At 76.0% G+C, this 14685-nt stretch carries 13 protein-coding genes; 7 read left to right on the top strand and 6 right to left on the bottom strand.

Going from position 1 to position 14685, the window contains the following annotated elements:
• Positions 1 to 10 precede the first annotated feature (10 nt).
• Positions 11 to 1336, top strand: a complete 1326-nt coding sequence (locus F1D97_RS14890; protein WP_236121282.1) for a sensor histidine kinase — start codon at positions 11 to 13, stop codon at positions 1334 to 1336.
• A 253-nt stretch (positions 1337 to 1589) separates the two neighbouring features.
• Positions 1590 to 2786, top strand: coding sequence for a mannose-6-phosphate isomerase, class I (gene manA, locus F1D97_RS14885; RefSeq protein WP_236123623.1), 1197 nt, complete (start codon positions 1590 to 1592; stop codon positions 2784 to 2786).
• Between the two features lie 48 nt (positions 2787 to 2834).
• Here the strand turns inward: manA and F1D97_RS14880 are convergent, their stop codons facing one another.
• A complete protein-coding gene (locus F1D97_RS14880) occupies positions 2835 to 3413 on the bottom strand; it encodes a GtrA family protein (RefSeq protein ID WP_236121281.1) in 579 nt (192 codons plus the stop codon).
• Positions 3414 to 3486: 73 nt separating this feature from the next.
• On the opposite strand from F1D97_RS14880, the gene F1D97_RS14875 reads away from it, so the two are divergent.
• Positions 3487 to 4740 (top strand): 5-(carboxyamino)imidazole ribonucleotide synthase, encoded by a 1254-nt coding sequence (locus F1D97_RS14875; protein WP_236121280.1) that lies wholly within the window; start codon positions 3487 to 3489, stop codon positions 4738 to 4740.
• A gap of 2 nt (positions 4741 to 4742) precedes the next feature.
• Positions 4743 to 5282, top strand: a complete 540-nt coding sequence (gene purE, locus F1D97_RS14870) for a 5-(carboxyamino)imidazole ribonucleotide mutase (RefSeq protein ID WP_236121279.1) — start codon at positions 4743 to 4745, stop codon at positions 5280 to 5282.
• Between the two features lie 54 nt (positions 5283 to 5336).
• On the opposite strand, the gene F1D97_RS14865 is transcribed toward purE, so the two are convergent.
• The 4 genes from F1D97_RS14865 to F1D97_RS14850 are packed head-to-tail and all read right to left on the bottom strand — an operon-like array spanning position 5337 to position 9792.
• Entirely contained in the window at positions 5337 to 6572 is a 1236-nt protein-coding gene (locus tag F1D97_RS14865) for a DUF6716 putative glycosyltransferase (protein WP_236121278.1), read from the bottom strand.
• Positions 6569 to 7564 carry a hypothetical protein gene (locus tag F1D97_RS14860; RefSeq protein WP_236121277.1) on the bottom strand — a complete coding sequence of 332 codons (996 nt, stop codon included), beginning with the start codon at positions 7562 to 7564 and terminating at the stop codon, positions 6569 to 6571. Before F1D97_RS14860 ends, F1D97_RS14865 begins: the two co-directional genes overlap by 4 nt.
• A 22-nt stretch (positions 7565 to 7586) precedes the next feature.
• Positions 7587 to 8483, bottom strand: a complete 897-nt coding sequence (locus F1D97_RS14855; RefSeq protein ID WP_236121276.1) for an N-acetylneuraminate synthase family protein — start codon at positions 8481 to 8483, stop codon at positions 7587 to 7589.
• A 52-nt stretch (positions 8484 to 8535) separates the two neighbouring features.
• Positions 8536 to 9792 (bottom strand): acylneuraminate cytidylyltransferase, encoded by a 1257-nt coding sequence (locus tag F1D97_RS14850; protein ID WP_236123622.1) that lies wholly within the window; start codon positions 9790 to 9792, stop codon positions 8536 to 8538.
• Between the two features lie 333 nt (positions 9793 to 10125).
• On the opposite strand from F1D97_RS14850, the gene F1D97_RS14845 reads away from it, so the two are divergent.
• From F1D97_RS14845 to F1D97_RS14835, 3 genes are read left to right on the top strand one after another with little or no spacing between them, the layout of a single operon-like run.
• Positions 10126 to 11106, top strand: a complete 981-nt coding sequence (locus F1D97_RS14845; protein WP_236121275.1) for a glycosyltransferase family 2 protein — start codon at positions 10126 to 10128, stop codon at positions 11104 to 11106.
• The gene (locus tag F1D97_RS14840) at positions 11103 to 11801 is read left to right on the top strand and encodes a hypothetical protein (protein WP_236121274.1); all 699 of its coding nucleotides are present in this window, start codon (positions 11103 to 11105) and stop codon (positions 11799 to 11801) included. The genes F1D97_RS14845 and F1D97_RS14840 overlap by 4 nt, the downstream gene beginning before the upstream one ends.
• Positions 11798 to 13522, top strand: coding sequence for a glycosyltransferase family 2 protein (locus F1D97_RS14835; protein ID WP_236121273.1), 1725 nt, complete (start codon positions 11798 to 11800; stop codon positions 13520 to 13522). Before F1D97_RS14840 ends, F1D97_RS14835 begins: the two co-directional genes overlap by 4 nt.
• A 63-nt stretch (positions 13523 to 13585) precedes the next feature.
• Here F1D97_RS14835 and F1D97_RS14830 read toward each other — a convergent pair whose 3' ends face one another.
• Positions 13586 to 14677, bottom strand: a complete 1092-nt coding sequence (locus F1D97_RS14830) for a glycosyltransferase family 4 protein (protein WP_236121272.1) — start codon at positions 14675 to 14677, stop codon at positions 13586 to 13588.
• Between the last annotated feature and the right edge of the window lie 8 nt (positions 14678 to 14685).

The raw sequence follows: 14685 nt of genomic DNA, 5'->3' as shown, positions 1-14685 counted from the left end.
CGCCCGGCGCGTGCGTCGTCGCGTCCTGCAGGCGACCATCGCGGCGGTCACCGTCGCGGTGGTGCTGCTCGGCTTCCCCCTGGCGTTCCTCGGGGCGCAGCTCGTCCGCGAGAACGAGGTGCAGCGCATCGAGACGCGCGCGCAGAACGCGGCGCGTGCCGTGGACTTCCGCGTCGGCCTGGGCATCGAGCTGAACGACCAGATGTTCGAGCCGTACGCCACGAGTGACGGCAGCGCCCTGCCCGCGTCCGTCGTGGTGCACGCGCCCGACGGCACCGTCTACCAGGCGGGGGACCGGGTCGAGGGCCGCACCGAGTCGGTGCAGGCCGTGTCCGACCAGGGCGCCGTCGTCGTGCTATACGTGTCCTGGTGGGAGCTGTTCTGGCTCGGCGCGCGCGTGATCGCGCTCGTCGTGGTCGCGGCCGTCGTCGCGTTCGCGGCCGGCATCGCGATGGCGATCTGGCAGGCGAACCGGCTCGCGGCCCCGCTCGTGTACCTCGCGGCGTCGGCGGAGCAGCTCGGCTCCGGCCAGGTGCGCCCGCAGCTCGAGCCGTCCGGGGTCGAGGAGATCGACCTCGTCGCCTCCGAGCTCGCGCGCAGCGCGGACCGCATGGCGGGGCGGCTCGCCGCCGAGCGCAAGTTCGCGTCCGACGCGTCGCACCAGCTGCGCACCCCGCTCACGGCGCTGTCGATGCGGCTCGAGGAGATCATGCTCGCGTCCGACGACGAGGAGGTGCGCGAGGAGGCCCGGATCAGCCTCGAGCAGGTCGAGCGCCTCGTCCGCGTCGTCGACGACCTGCTCATGGCGTCGCGGCGCGCGCAGGGCGGCACGACCGAGGCGGTCCGGCTGGTCGACGTCGTGCACCAGCAGGAGGAGGAGTGGTCCGCGACGTTCGAGGCCGTCGGGCGGCGGTTCGCCGTCGAGGTCGACCCGGCCACGCAGGTGCTCGCGACGCCCGGGGCGCTCGCGCAGGTGCTCGCGACGCTCATCGAGAACTCGCTGCGGCACGGTGACGGCACGACGACCGTGCGGTCCCGCTCGGGCGGTCCGTCGGGCACGGTCGTGGTCGAGGTCGCCGACGAGGGCGAGGGTGTGCCCGACGAGCTCGCCGGGCGGATCTTCGAGCGGGACGTCACGTCCGGCAAGGGCACCGGCCTGGGTCTCGCGCTGGCCCGCGACCTCGCGTCCGCCGACGGCGGGCGCCTCGAGCTGGCGCAGCGCCGGCCCGCGGTGTTCGCGCTGTTCCTCTCGGGCGTCCCCGCGTCGTTGCGTCCCGACGTCGTCCTCCCGCTCGGTGCGGTCGTCTCGTCGCGCCCCGACCGCCGGCGGCGCTGAGGCGGCGGACCCGCAGGATCCGGTGCGTACCGGACGACGGTCCGGTGCCCGGTCCGACGCCCGGTCCGGCCCCGGTCCGGTGCTGTGGCGTTCCGCACACGGGCGATCCCGGACAAACGGGGTCAGGTGCTCCCGGTGCCGCCGGTCCGGGCCGCGCGGGTGACGCGTTGCGGACGACTGCGGCGGAATCGCCCGTGAGGGGCGCCCGGTAGGGTGTGGGCAGCCTTTGCGCCCCCGCCCGGAAGGACGCGTGTTGTACCGCCTCGCTCCCGCGACCCAGAACTACGCCTGGGGTTCGACGACCGCGATCCCGCAGCTGCTCGGCACCGAGCCCGACGGCCGGCCGGTCGCCGAGGCGTGGTTCGGCGCCCACCCGCTCGCCCCCGCCCGGCTCACCGGGACGGACACCGAGACCCTCGACGCGTTCGTCGCGCAGGACCCGCACCACGCGCTCGGTGACGACGTCGTCGCGCGGTTCGGCCAGCAGCTGCCCTACCTGCTCAAGCTCATCGCGGCGGCCGCGCCGCTGTCGTTGCAGGTCCACCCGTCGCGCTCGCGCGCGCACACCGGCTACGAGCGCGAGGACGCCGCGGGCGTCCCGCTCGACGCGCCGCACCGCAGCTACCGCGACCGCAACCACAAGCCCGAGCTCGTGTTCGCCCTCTCGCGGTTCGAGGCCATGGTCGGCTTCCGTGCACCGCGGCGCGCCGCCGAGCTGCTCGTCGGGCTCGAGTCGACGCTCGCCGAGCAGCTGCACAAGATCCTCGCGGACGACCCGACGCCGCAGGGCGTGCGGACCGCGTTCGAGTGGCTGCTCGCGCCGTCGACCCGCCCGCAGCCCGACGACGTCGCCGAGCTCGCGCGGGCGTGCCAGCGTCGCCTCGACGCGGGCTCGCCGTCGCCGCGCACCGACCGCACGGTGGTGCGCCTCGACGCGCAGTACCCCGGCGACCCGGGTGCGGTCACGTCCGTGCTGCTCAACCCCGTGACGCTGCAGCCGGGCGAGGCGCTGTTCGTCCCCGCGGGCGCGGTGCACGCGTACCTCGAGGGCTTCGCGGTCGAGCTCATGGCGAATTCCGACAACGTCCTGCGCGCGGGCCTGACCGCCAAGCACGTGGACCTGCCCGAGCTGCTCGACAACGTCGACGTCGTGGCCGCGCCGCCCATCCGCATCGCCCCGGAGCACGTGTTCACCGCGACCGCGGTGTACTACGCACCGGTCGACGACTTCGAGCTCTCGGTGACCACGCTGCAGGACGCGGGCGAGACCGTGCGCCTGCCCGGCCGTGGCCCGCGCATCCTGCTGTGCCTCGACGGCACGGTCGAGCTGCACGGCGAGCACGACGGGACGCTCGAGCTCGTCGCCGGGCAGTCGGCGTTCGTGCCCGCGTCCGACGGCCTGCTCACCGCGCGCGGCATGGGCCGCGTCGTCCAGGCGGACGTGCCCTGACCTGAGGCACGCCGACGCGCTCGTCCGGCAGAGCCCGGGCGAGCGGCGTCAGTCGTCGTGGTGCTCGAGGTGCTCCTCGGCCGCGACCACGGCCCCGAGCGGGACCACGGGCTGCACGGCGAGCGCCACGGCCGCCTCCTGCGCCGCGTGCTCGTCGACGGCCTCGTCCGCCGCGTCCGCACCGGTGAACACCCACTGCTTGTACCCGACGTACCGCAGGACCGTGCCGAGCGCGATGCCGATGAGGTTCGCGACGTTGTCCGGGACCGGGCCGTCGAGGTGCAGCACGTACTGCGAGAACGCGAGCGGCGCCGCGCCGACCGCGAGCCCCAGGCCGTTGACGACGACGAACAGGAACAGCTCGCGCCCGCGGTGCTGCGTGCGCTGCGACGCGAACGTCCACAGCCGGTTGCCGACCCACGACACGAGCGTCGCGACGAGCGTCGCGACGACCTTCGCGGTGATGGGCTTCTCCGCGAGCAGCTCGCCCGGGCCGAACCGCAGCAGGTTGTACAGGCCCACGTCGACGACGAACGCGACGCCGCCGACGGACAGGAACCGCGCGAGCTCGAGGAGCCGGGCGCGGTGGTCCGGTCCGAGCAGTCGCGTCAGCACGGCAGTCGTCACGTCCGCGAGGATATCCCGCGCCCCCGTGGACGCCTCGTCGGACCCTGGTCCTACTCGGTTAGGGTGGGCGCCCGTGAGCGCTCCCGTGGTGGCCGTGGTCGGTGGTGGGCAGCTGGCCCGCATGATGGCCCCTGCGGCGACCGCGCTGGGGGTGCACCTGCGGGTGCTCGTGGAGAGCGCGACGGGTGCGGCGGCCCAGGTGGTCGTGGACGCGCCCGTGGGCGCCGCGTCGGACGAGGACGCGATCACCGCGCTCGTCGACGGCGCCGACGTGCTGACGTTCGAGCACGAGCACGTGCCCAACGCGCTGCTGGACCGCATCGCGGCCGCCGGCGTGCCGGTGCGGCCGGGAGCGGGCGCGCTCGTGCACGCGCAGGACAAGATCGTGATGCGCCGCCGGCTCACCGAGCTCGGCGTGCCGTGCCCCCGGTGGGCCCCCGTGACCTCGCGCGAGGACCTCGCGGACTTCCTCGCGGGTTCGGCCGACGGCTCGGCGGTGGTCAAGACCGCCCGGGGGGGCTACGACGGCAAGGGCGTGCGCGTCGTGACGTCCGACGACGGTGCCGACGACTGGCTCGCCGCGGCGGCGCGACCGGGCGGCGTCCCGGTCCTCGTCGAGGAGAAGGTCCCGTACACGCGCGAGCTCGCGGCGCTCGTCGCGCGCCGCCCGTCGGGCGAGGTCCGCGCGTGGCCCGTCGTCGAGTCGGTGCAGCGCGACGGCGTGTGCGCGGAGGTCGTCGCCCCGGCACCCGACCTGGCCGACGCGACGCGCGACCGGGCGCTCGACGTGGCGGTCCGCGTCGCCGAGGGGCTCGGCGTCGTCGGCGTGCTCGCGGTCGAGCTGTTCGAGGTGCCCGACCCGGACGGCGGTGCCCCGCGCGTGCTCGTCAACGAGCTCGCGATGCGCCCGCACAACTCCGGGCACTGGACGATCGACGGCGCGGTGACCAGCCAGTTCGAGCAGCACCTACGCGCGGTGCTCGACCTGCCGCTCGGTGACGTGACGCCGCGCGCGCCGTGGACCGTCATGGCGAACGTGCTGGGTTCCTCGCTCACCGACCTGACCGACGCCCTGCCGGCCGTCGCGGCGCTCGACCCGGGCGCGAAGGTCCAGCTCTACGGGAAGGACGTGCGTCCGGGCCGCAAGCTCGCGCACGTCAACGTGAGCGGCGACGACCTGGAGCAGGTCCGCGCGCGTGCGCTCGCCGCGGCGGCGCTGCTGCGCGGCGAGCAGCCGGGCCAGGCCGGCCAGGACGGCCAGCACGGCCAGGACGGCCAGCATGGCCAGCACGGTCAGGACGGCCCCACCCCGACGGACGGAGAGTGACCATGACCGCAGGCGCCCGCGTGGGCATCGTGATGGGTTCCGACTCGGACTGGCCGGTCATGCAGGCCGCGGCCGAGGCGCTCGCCGAGTTCGACGTCCCGGTCGAGGTCGACGTCGTCTCCGCGCACCGGCAGCCGGACAAGATGGTCGCCTACGGCCGCGAGGCGGCCGCGCGCGGGCTGCGCGTGATCGTCGCGGGGGCGGGCGGTGCCGCGCACCTGCCGGGGATGCTCGCGGCCGTGACGACCCTCCCGGTGGTCGGCGTGCCCGTGCCGCTGCGCCACCTCGACGGCCTGGACTCGCTGCTGTCGATCGTGCAGATGCCCGCCGGTGTGCCGGTCGCGACCGTGTCGGTCGGCGGCGCGCGCAACGCGGGCCTGCTCGCGGTGCGGATCCTCGCGTCGGGCACGGACGACGAGGCCGCGCGCCTGGCCGCCGCGATGGCGACGTTCCAGGACGGGCTGCGGGAGCAGGCCGACGCCAAGGGCGAGCGCCTGCGCGCGCAGGCGACGGGACGGCCCGCGACGGGCTTCACGGCCTGACCGGTCAGGACCCGAGCGGGTCAGGACGCGGTCGGGGTCAGGACGCGGTCGGGGTCAGGACGCGAGGCGGCGGGTCGCGCGCACGCTCGGCATGAGCGCCATGACGCGGCGTGACGCCGCGGGCGCCGCGAGCCGCAGCCGACGGCGCAGGTGCGAGGGCAGCGAGCCGACGCGCGGCGGTGCCGCGAGCGGCGCCAGGGGAGCGGCGAGGAGCTCGTCGACGGCGCCCGGCAGCTCGTCGGGCGTGTCCTGCAGGTAGTTCTCCCGCAGCCACGCGGGGTCCGCGTGGGGCAGCCGAGCGGCGGCGAGGTCGTCCAGCGAGCCGACCAGGCCGCTGTCCGCGTACGCCTGGGTGAGGTTGTGCTCGCCGATCCCGAAGTCGCTCAGCACGAGTGCCCGCAGGCCGAGCGCGAGGGCCTCGAGCAGCGCGGTCGAGCTCACGGTGACGAGCGCGGTGCCGGGGGTGAGGAAGCCGTCGAGCGGGCCGGTCGCGACGCGCAGGCGTGCGACGCCCGGCTCGTCGGCGTGCCGCGCGGCGAGCGCGTCGAACGGGAAGGCCTCGTGGTGCGTCTGCGCCTCGCCGACGAGCCCGCGCAGCTTGACCACGACGTCGAGGTCGGGCCGGTCCTGCGCGAGCGCGGCGAGCCCGCGCAGCAGCCGCACGCGGTCCTCGAGCGTCTCGGGGAACTTCGCCTGCGGCGCGAACACCACGCGGTGCAGCGGCGTGGTGTCCGGCTCGGGCAGGCCGCCGCCGGCGTCCGTGCGGTCCGTGCGCGCCGCGAGGAACGGCAGGCGGTTCACGACGACGCGCGAGCGCGTCCCGAGCGTGCGGGCGAGCGCGTCGAACTCGTGCGCCTCGCGGTGCGAGTGCACGACGAACAGGTCGGCGCTCGCGCGGTAGCGCAGCGCGAGCGCGGTCGCGGGCAGCGACATCCCCGGCAGGCCGGTCACGACGACAGGACGGTGCGGCAGGCCGGCGAGCGCGCGCAGCACGAGCTCGGCGGCGGGGCCGGTGGTCGCGACGAGCAGCACGTCCGGGGGCGCGGCGCGCAGCGTGCGCACGAGCGCGCGCAGCCGCAGGAGCCGCGGGGCGTCGTCCGCGAGCCGCGTGCCCGCGACCGCCGCCCTGACCTGGGCGGGGGACGGCCGCACGGGGCTGTCGAGGACGACGAGCGACGGCTCGGAGTCCGGGAGCCGGTCGAGCGTCGCGGCCGCCCACTTGACGTACGAGTCGGAGTCGGCGACGGCGAGGACCCGGCGAGGCGCCCGCTGCGTGTCCGCTCCCGTCACCGGGGCCCCGCGATCGCCCGCACGGACGCACGGAACCGCGAGCTCGCGTGCGACGTCCACCAGGCCTCGGGGACCGTGGAGCCGACGAGCTCGACGCCCGCGTCCGCCAGCACGCTGCGCAGCGTGAGCAGCGGCGTCGAGGGCAGGCAGTGCACCACCGAACCGGGTGCGAGGCAGCGCAGGCTCACCTCGACGGGCCACGGGCCGCGCTCGACGCGGATCGTGTCGCGGTCGGCCACGAGGGCCGTGATCGCGGGCGTCTCGCGCCGGTGGGGGATGTACACGACCTCGTCGTGACCCGCGTCCGCAACCTGGTGCACCCAGGACGCGTACGCGGCCGGGTCGATGAGGCCGTCCGAGGCCATCGCGGACCCGACGACGACGACGCCCGCGCCGTGCAGCTCGGGCTCGCGCAGCGACGCGCTCCACGCGAACGAGTGGCCGACGAGCTGCCCGCCGGTCGCACGGAACGCGTCCGCGAGGTCGTCGGGCACGGGCAGGGCCGTGAACACGGTGAGCAGCCCGGCGTCGGCGAGCGACAGCAGACGCGCGCGGGCGGCCGTCGCGAGCGTGCGCCGCGCGAGGCCGGGGTGCGCACGGGCACGCACGAGGTGGCGCGCGTCGGGTGCGGTGAGCAGCCGCAGCAGGTGCAGCGTCGCGAGCCCGTCGTCGAGCACGACGAGCGGGCGGCGCACCCCGACGAGCCCGCGCGACTGGACCGCACCCGAGAACGCGTCGCCCACGGCGGCCGGCTGGCCGTGCCGCCACAGGCTGCGTGTGCTCTCGGCGGTCACGGTCGTGCCGGCGGGCAGCGCGATCGTGCCGAGCCGGGCCGCGAGCTCGGCGAGCGGCGTGATGCCCGTGCGGTAGACGACGTCCACCGCCGGGCCCAGGAGCCCCGCCGCGCTCGCCTCGAGGGCGGACACCATCTGCAGGGGTGACTCGACCCACGCACGGGCGAGGTCCATGCGCGCGGTGCTCGAGGTCGTCACGACGGCGGGGCTCCGGCGGTGGTCAGGCGCCGACGCGGCGCAGGCGCGACAGCGGCGCGAGCTCGCCCGGGAAGACGCGCTTGACGCCGTCACCCATGGCCTGCTCGACGATGCGGATGTCGCGCACCAGGTTCTTCAGCCCCGTGGGCTCGAGCGACGACGCCTGGTCCGAGCCCCACATCGTGCGGTCGAGCGTGATGTGCCGCTCGACGGCCACGGCGCCGAGCGCGACGGCCGCCACGGAGATCTGCAGGCCGCGCTCGTGGCCGGAGTAGCCGACGGGGACGCCGTACCGCTCCTGCAGCGTCGTGATGGTGCGCAGGTTGGCCTCCTCGGGAGGCAGCGGGTACGTGGAGGTCGCGTGCAGCAGGATGAGGCGCTCGGTGCCCAGGGTCTCGACGGCGACGTCGATCTGCTCGAGCGTCGACATGCCGGTCGACAGGATCACGGGCTTGCCGGTCGCGGCGAGCGCGCTCAGCAGCTCGAGGTCCGTCACGGACGCGGAGGCGACCTTGTGGCCGACGACGTCGAGCTCCTCGAGGAACTCCACCGACGGCACGTCCCACGGCGACGCGAACCAGTCGAGGCCGCGCGCGGTCGCGTGCGCGCCGACCTCGAGGTACTGCTCGCGGTTGAACTCGACCCGGTAGCGGTACTCCAGGTACGTCATCTCGCCCCACGGCGTCTGACGGATCTGGTCGCGCTGGGCGAGCGGCGTCGAGATGTCCGGCGTGCGCTTCTGGAACTTCACGGCCTGGGCACCCGCCTCGGCCGCGACGTCGATGAGCTGCTTCGCGATCTCGACGTCCCCGTTGTGGTTCAGGCCGATCTCACCGATCACGTAGACCGGCTCGTCGGCACCGATCCGGTGCGCGCCGAAGGGCACGCCGGCGGGGGCGGCAGTGGGGGAGGTGGTCATCGCTGTCCTCTTCTCGGACGCGCGCCGTGCGCGCGCGTCGTCGTCGTCGCTGTCATCGTGCCACGCCCGCCGGGGCGGGTCCGTCGTCGGTCCGGGCGGCCAGCACCCGGTCGGCCACCTCGCGCACGGCGCCGTGCCCACCCGCGGAGCGCAGCACCACACGGGCGGCGGCGAGCACCTCGGGACGGGCGTCGGCGACCGCGACCGGCCAACCGACGAGCGCGAGCGCGGGCAGGTCGTTCACGTCGTTGCCGACGTACGCGACACGCGCGGGGTCGAGCCCGCGCTCGGCCATCCACGCGCGCAGCGCGGACGCCTTGTCCTCGACGGCCTGCAGGCACTCGACGCGGAGCTTGCGGGCGCGTGCGGACACGACGCCGTCGGTCTCCGTCGACAGGATGAGCACGGGCACGCCCGCGCGGCGCAGCCGGGCGACGCCCAGCCCGTCGCCGCGCAGCACGCGCACCGACTCGTTCCCGGCGGCGTCCACGTGCGCCGCGTCGTCGGTGTGCACACCGTCGAAGTCCGTGACGAGCGCGTCGACGTCGATCGCGTCGAGGTCGATCGCCTCGTCGAGCCCGAGGGCCCCGGTGCCCCCAGCGCCTTCCGTGCGGGCCTCGGCGTGCTCGTCCGCGAGCGTCCGGGCCACCGCGAGGTCGGCGGGCGTGTCGATCTCGACCGCGGTCGCCTCGTCGACGACCTCGATGCCCGTGCGCCCGAAGAACCGGTGCCCGCCCGCGCGCAGCCCGCTCGTGCGCATCGCGTAGAACGCGCCCGTCTCGGCGTACAGGGGCTCGCGGTCCTGGCGGCGCGGGCGGTGCGCCGCGTCGTGGCCGACGGCGACCGCGCGGCCGTCCTCGACCCGCCACGTGAACACGTGCGTGGGTGCCGCGGCGAGCACCGAGTCGTCCTCGTCGTCGAGCACGCGGCGCACCGCGTTCGCGAGCGCCGTCGCGTCGATGAACGGGGACGTCGCCTGCACGAGCACGGTGACCTGCGGGTCGACTCCCTCGGGCAGCAGCGTGTCGAGCGCGTGCAGCACCGCGGACTCGGACGTCGCGGTGTCGCCCGACAGCGCGGCCGGGCGCTCGACGACGCGCGCCCCGGCGGCGCGGGCCTCGGCCGCGATCTGCTCGTGGTCGGTGCTGACGACGACCAGGTCGACGGCGGGCAGGCAGGCCTCGACCGCGCGCGCGACGAGCGAGCGCCCGCCGACGGGCTGCAGGTTCTTCAGCGGGACGCCCTTCGACCCGCCGCGGGCGGGGATGACGGCGACCGAGCGCGGGCTCGTCGCGACGCTGCGCTCCAGGGTCGTCCTCCGATGTCGTGTCCGCGGGCGGCGGGGGCTCGGTGCGGGGCGTCGTGCTCGGCGCACCGCGTGGCCGGACGTGGGCCGGGGCCGCTCGGCGTGAGCCGCCCGACGGGGCGCCGGGTGGTGTCCTGCTGGTGACCGGCTGCGTCCGCTCGTGCGTGTCCGCTCGTGTGTGTCCGCCCGTGCCGACACTCGCGTCGGCCTGGTCATCCTATGCTGTCGCCGACATGTGCCGTCGACGTCGGGCGTGTCGCCGGACCGGGGGAGGCCCCGGGCAGGACCCGGGCCGAGCAGCGGCCGCGCGGTCGTCGAAGGGCACGGGAGGCGAACATGGCGGGCCGACTGGACGTCGTCGTCGCCGTGCACGACGGCGCCCGTCACCTGCCGACGTTCCTCGCGAGCGTGCGCCGCAACCTCGCGCCCGGCATCCGGTTCCTCGTCGTGGACGACGCGTCGTCCGACGAGACGCCGCGGCTGCTCGCGGACGCGGCGCGCGCCCTGCCGCTCGAGGTGCTGACCAACCCCGAGAACCGCGGCGTCGCCGCGAGCCGCAACCGTGCGCTCGACGTCGCGGACGCGCGCTACGTGACGTTCGTGGACGCCGACGACTGGTGCGCCCCCGGCCACCTGCCCGCGATGCTCGACGCCGTGCGGCGCACGGAGGCCGCGATGGTGCGCACCGACCACGTGCGCGTCGACGGCCTGCGCCGCAGCGCCGAGCCCGCGCCGTGGGACGGACCGCGCGACGTCGTGTTCGCGGCGCGCGAGGGCATCGGCGACGCGGGCGGGCGCGCGCTCGTCGACTACCCGTACCTGTGGGCGGCGGCGTTCGACCGCGAGCTCGTCGAGCCGCGCCTGCTGCGGTTCCACGAGGACCTGCGCACCGCCGCGGACCGGCCGTGGTTCTGGCGCCTGCACCTCGCGGACGACCTCACGTGCGCGGTGGTCGACAGCCCCGGGTACTTCTACCGGCGGTCCGCGGGCTCGGGCTCGCTCACGCAGGCGGGTGCCGACCGCCTGCTCGACTTCCTCCTCGCGTACGACCGGGTGCTCGACCTCGCGCTCGCCGACGGCGACCCGGCCGTGGAGCGCCGCGCGCTGTACGGCGCGTGCCGGATCGTCGACTTCCACGTGTCGAAGCGGCACCGGCTCTCGCGCGCGCTGCAGCGGCGGCTGCTGGCGGGTGCGGCGGCGCTGCTCGCGCGCGGTGGCGACGACGCGTTCGAGGTCGCGGTCGCGGGCGCGCCGGCGGGCGGGCGGCGGCTGCTGCGCGGGCTGCGCGCCGCGGGCCGGGCGGCGGGTGCCGCATGAGCACGCTCGTCCTGGCGACCGACGCCGGGCAGGTCGCGCGCGCGTGCGACGCCGCCGCGTCCGGGGTGCTGCGCGACGACGACGGTGTGCTGCTGCTCGTCGCGTCGCTCGCCCCGGTGCCCGAGGTGGCACCCTCGCCGCTCGAGGGCGACGGCGACGGCGACGGCCACCACGGCACGGCACCGAGCACGGGGACGGACCTGTCCGCGCGCGCCGCGGACGTGTTCACGCGCGTGCTCGACCTCGGTGCGCTCGTCGCACCGCAGCACCCGGCCGTCTGGGACCTGCGCGACCTCGCCGCGGGCGCGCCCGCGCTGAGGGACGCGCTCGCGGGCGTGCATCGCGTCGTGCGGTGCGCGCCGGGGCCGGTGCCCGTGCTCCCGCTCGTCCTGCCCGACGCGCGCACCGGCGTGCTCGACGGACGCGAGGTCGTCGCCGAGCCGGGCCGGCTCGGCGCCGTCCCGACCCCGGCACGCGCGCAGGCCGCACGCGGGCGCGTGCTGCGCACCGCGCGTCGCGCCCCCGGTGCGCTGCGCCGACGCGTCGAGCGCGCGCTGCGGCCGTGGTGGGAGCGACGCGTGCTCGCCCGGGCCACGCGCGACCTCGTCGCGCTGCGCGCGCAGGGCGACGCCGACGGGACGCCTATGCTGGCGCGGGCCGTGGCGGCCACGCCCGGGTGGAGGAGGAGACGTTGACGGACGGCGAGCGCACGCCCGCGATCTCGGTCGTGGTGCCGACGCACGACGTGGTCGAGTGGGTCGACGACTGCCTGACCAGCATGCTGGACGACCAGGACGTGGATCTCGAGGTGATCGTCGTCGACGACGACTCGCGTGACGGCACCTGGGAGCGTGTCGCGGCGCGCGCCGCGGCCGACCCGCGCGTGCGGGCGTTCCGCGCGCCCGGCGTGGGCGGCGGCCAGGCCCGCAACTTCGGCGTCGAGCAGGCGCGCGGGGAGTTCCTCGCGTTCGCCGACGGCGACGACCTGGTGCCGCGCGGCGCGTACGCCGCGATGCTCGCGTCGGCCCGCTCGTCGGGCTCCGACATGGTCGTCGGGGACTTCCTGAAGTTCTCCGCGCTCGCGACCTGGCGCCCCACCGAGCGCTGGACGGGCTTCGCCGACCGGGCCCAGGGGCTGTCGCTCACGGACCGCCCGCAGCTCGTGCGCAACCGCGCGTGCTGGAACCGGCTGTTCCGCACGCGGTTCTGGCGCGAGCAGGCCATCGCGTACCCGTCGGTCCCGCGGTCGAACGACATCGTCCCGATGGTCACCGCGCTCGTCGCGGCCCGCACGATCGACGTCGTGCCGGACATCGTCTACCTCTACCGCGAGCGCCCCGGCGGCACGTCCATGACCGCGCAGGCCGGCGCCGACGCGGCGGTCGCGTCCTACCTCACGCAGGAGCTGCTGTGCGCGCGCCTGCTCGGCTCGCTGGAGGACGACCAGCTCGCCGCGACCTACTGGCAGATGGTGCTCAACGCCGACGGCTGGGTGCACCTGCGCCGCTACGCGCGCGGCGTCCAGACACCCGGCGAGGCGTCGGCCGTCCCGCACCTGCTCACCGAGCTGCTGTCGCTGCGCCGGGCGTACACGTTCTCGCGCCTGCGTCCGGAGAAGCAGGCCGTCTACGCGCTCGGCACGCTCGGCGAGGTCGACCTCGCGCGCGAGGTGCTCGACGCGATCGGCGACGGCGGCTCCGACCCGGTGCCCATGGACCCCGTGCGCGCGATGCGTGCCACGCAGGCCGCCGCGGGCACGGGTCTGCTCGACGAGCGGGCGCAGCGTGGGCTCGCGTACGCGCTCGTCGTCGAGAACGTCGCGGGGCGCAGCACGCCGCTGGACCAGGACGCCGCCGACGAGCTCGTCGCGCTCGCCGCACCGCACGCGGACTGGTTCGCCTCGTCCGTGGCGCCCGTCGAGCGGCCGCAGGACCGCCTGGTGCGTGCCGCGCTCGTCTCCGGTGACACCCGCGCGCTGCGCGACGCGTCGCTCGGCGGCGAGGCGCAGGTCGTCGACGCGGTCGTCGTGGGGCGGACCTCGGCCGAGCTGGAGCTGCGGCCGCGCGCGGACCTCGCGACCGGCGCGTCACTGGAGCTGCGCGCGTACAAGCCCGGGCGTCCCGAGACGCAGCGCAGCGTGGGCCGGGTCCGGCAGGACGGCGACCGCTGGCGCGCGCGCGTCGGTGCGCGCGCGCTGCCGAGCGAGGGCACGTGGGCGCTGGAGCTGCTCGTGACCGCGCCCGACGGCGAGGTGCAGGTGCCGCTCGTCGTGCAGCGGTCCGCGGTGCGCCTGCAGGGCGGGCGGCTCGGCCGCCTCACGGTGCGCGGCAAGGGCACGGGCACGGTGCCCGCGACGCTGTTCCGCCGCCCGTCGGTGGTCCGCCGCGTGGTGCGCGCGCTGCGCCGTCGCCGCTGAGCGGCCAACGCAGCGTCGCCCGGCCGGGACGTCGGTCGGGTCGGGACGTCGGGTCCGGTCGGGTCAGCCCGCGAGTGCGCGCGGTGCCGGGCCCACGGGCGCCTGGCCGTCGAGGATCCGCAGGAAGTCGCGGCTCATCGCGTACGGCGGGTAGCGCAGCGCGTACGCGGCCGCGTCGTGCGCGGTGCGCCGCGCCGAGCGCAGCGCACCCCGGATCGCGCGAGCCAGGTTGTCGACCACGTCCCCGCCCGGGCGGTAGAACGTCACCCAGGGCTCGTCGCCGAGCTCCGCGACGAGGTGCGCCTCGCGGGGAAGCACGCACGGGCGCCCGAGCGTCGCGGACAGCAGCACCGAGCCCGAGTTCAGGACGCGCTCGTACGGGAAGACCATGACGTCCGCGGCGCGGAACCACGTCTGCATGTCCGCGTCGGCGACGAAGTCGTGGAACCGGACCGTGCGCACGCCGCGCGGCAGTGCCGCGTCCACCTGCGGCAGCACGTCCTCGCGCGTCTTGCCGGCCAGCAGGAGCGTGAGGTCCTCGACCTCCTGCGCCACGCGACCCGCGGCGGACAGGAGCGTCGTGATGCCCTTGTAGGGGCGGATCTGGCCGACGAAGCCGATGGTCGGGGACGTCAGCGGCACGTCCAGCCGCGTGCGCGCCTGCGCCTGCGTCATCGAGTCGGGGTAGACGCCGAGGTAGGACGCGTGGGGGAGCGTGACGACCTTCTCCACGGGGAGCGTGTACTCGTCGGCGACGGCCTCGACCGTGTGCCCGTTGAGCTGGATCACCACGTCGGCCAGCTCGGTCAGGTGCTGCGCGAGCTCGAGCTCCAGGTCGCGGTACGCGACCTCGTGCGGCAGCTTGTTGTGCACCGTCCACACGAGCCGCACGCCGGACGCGCGCGCGGCGCGGACCGTCGCGACGAACGTGTCGAGCCGCTCGCGCGCCGTCCTCGCGTCCGGCGCGGCCTGGCAGATCGGGGACGTCCAGTGCACGTGCAGCACGTCGCCTGAGCCGAGGCCGCGCGTGCGGCGCACGAGCTCGTCGAACGCGGTGGTGCCCTGCACGTCCCAGCCGGCGCCGCGGGTCGCGAGGTACAGCAGGTTGAGGTACGGGTTGTCGCGCCAGGCGGGGAACGCCAGCACCGTGGGCATGCGGATCC

This window comes from Cellulomonas palmilytica (genome assembly GCF_021590045.1).
Taxonomy (GTDB): domain Bacteria; phylum Actinomycetota; class Actinomycetes; order Actinomycetales; family Cellulomonadaceae; genus Cellulomonas; species Cellulomonas palmilytica.
The sequence above is the reverse complement of the archived record's forward strand: the minus strand, read 5'-3'. Positions and strand labels throughout refer to the sequence as shown.

What these genes read in the sequence shown, in the direction of transcription:
- F1D97_RS14830 (WP_236121272.1), bottom strand. Translation starts at nt 14,677, where the DNA reads ATGCCCACGGTGCTGGCGTTCCCCGCCTGGCGCGACAACCCGTACCTC.
- F1D97_RS14840 (WP_236121274.1), top strand. Translation starts at nt 11,103, where the DNA reads ATGAGCACGCTCGTCCTGGCGACCGACGCCGGGCAGGTCGCGCGCGCG.
- purE (WP_236121279.1), top strand. Translation starts at nt 4,743, where the DNA reads ATGACCGCAGGCGCCCGCGTGGGCATCGTGATGGGTTCCGACTCGGAC.
- F1D97_RS14845 (WP_236121275.1), top strand. Translation starts at nt 10,126, where the DNA reads ATGGCGGGCCGACTGGACGTCGTCGTCGCCGTGCACGACGGCGCCCGT.
- F1D97_RS14855 (WP_236121276.1), bottom strand. Translation starts at nt 8,483, where the DNA reads ATGACCACCTCCCCCACTGCCGCCCCCGCCGGCGTGCCCTTCGGCGCG.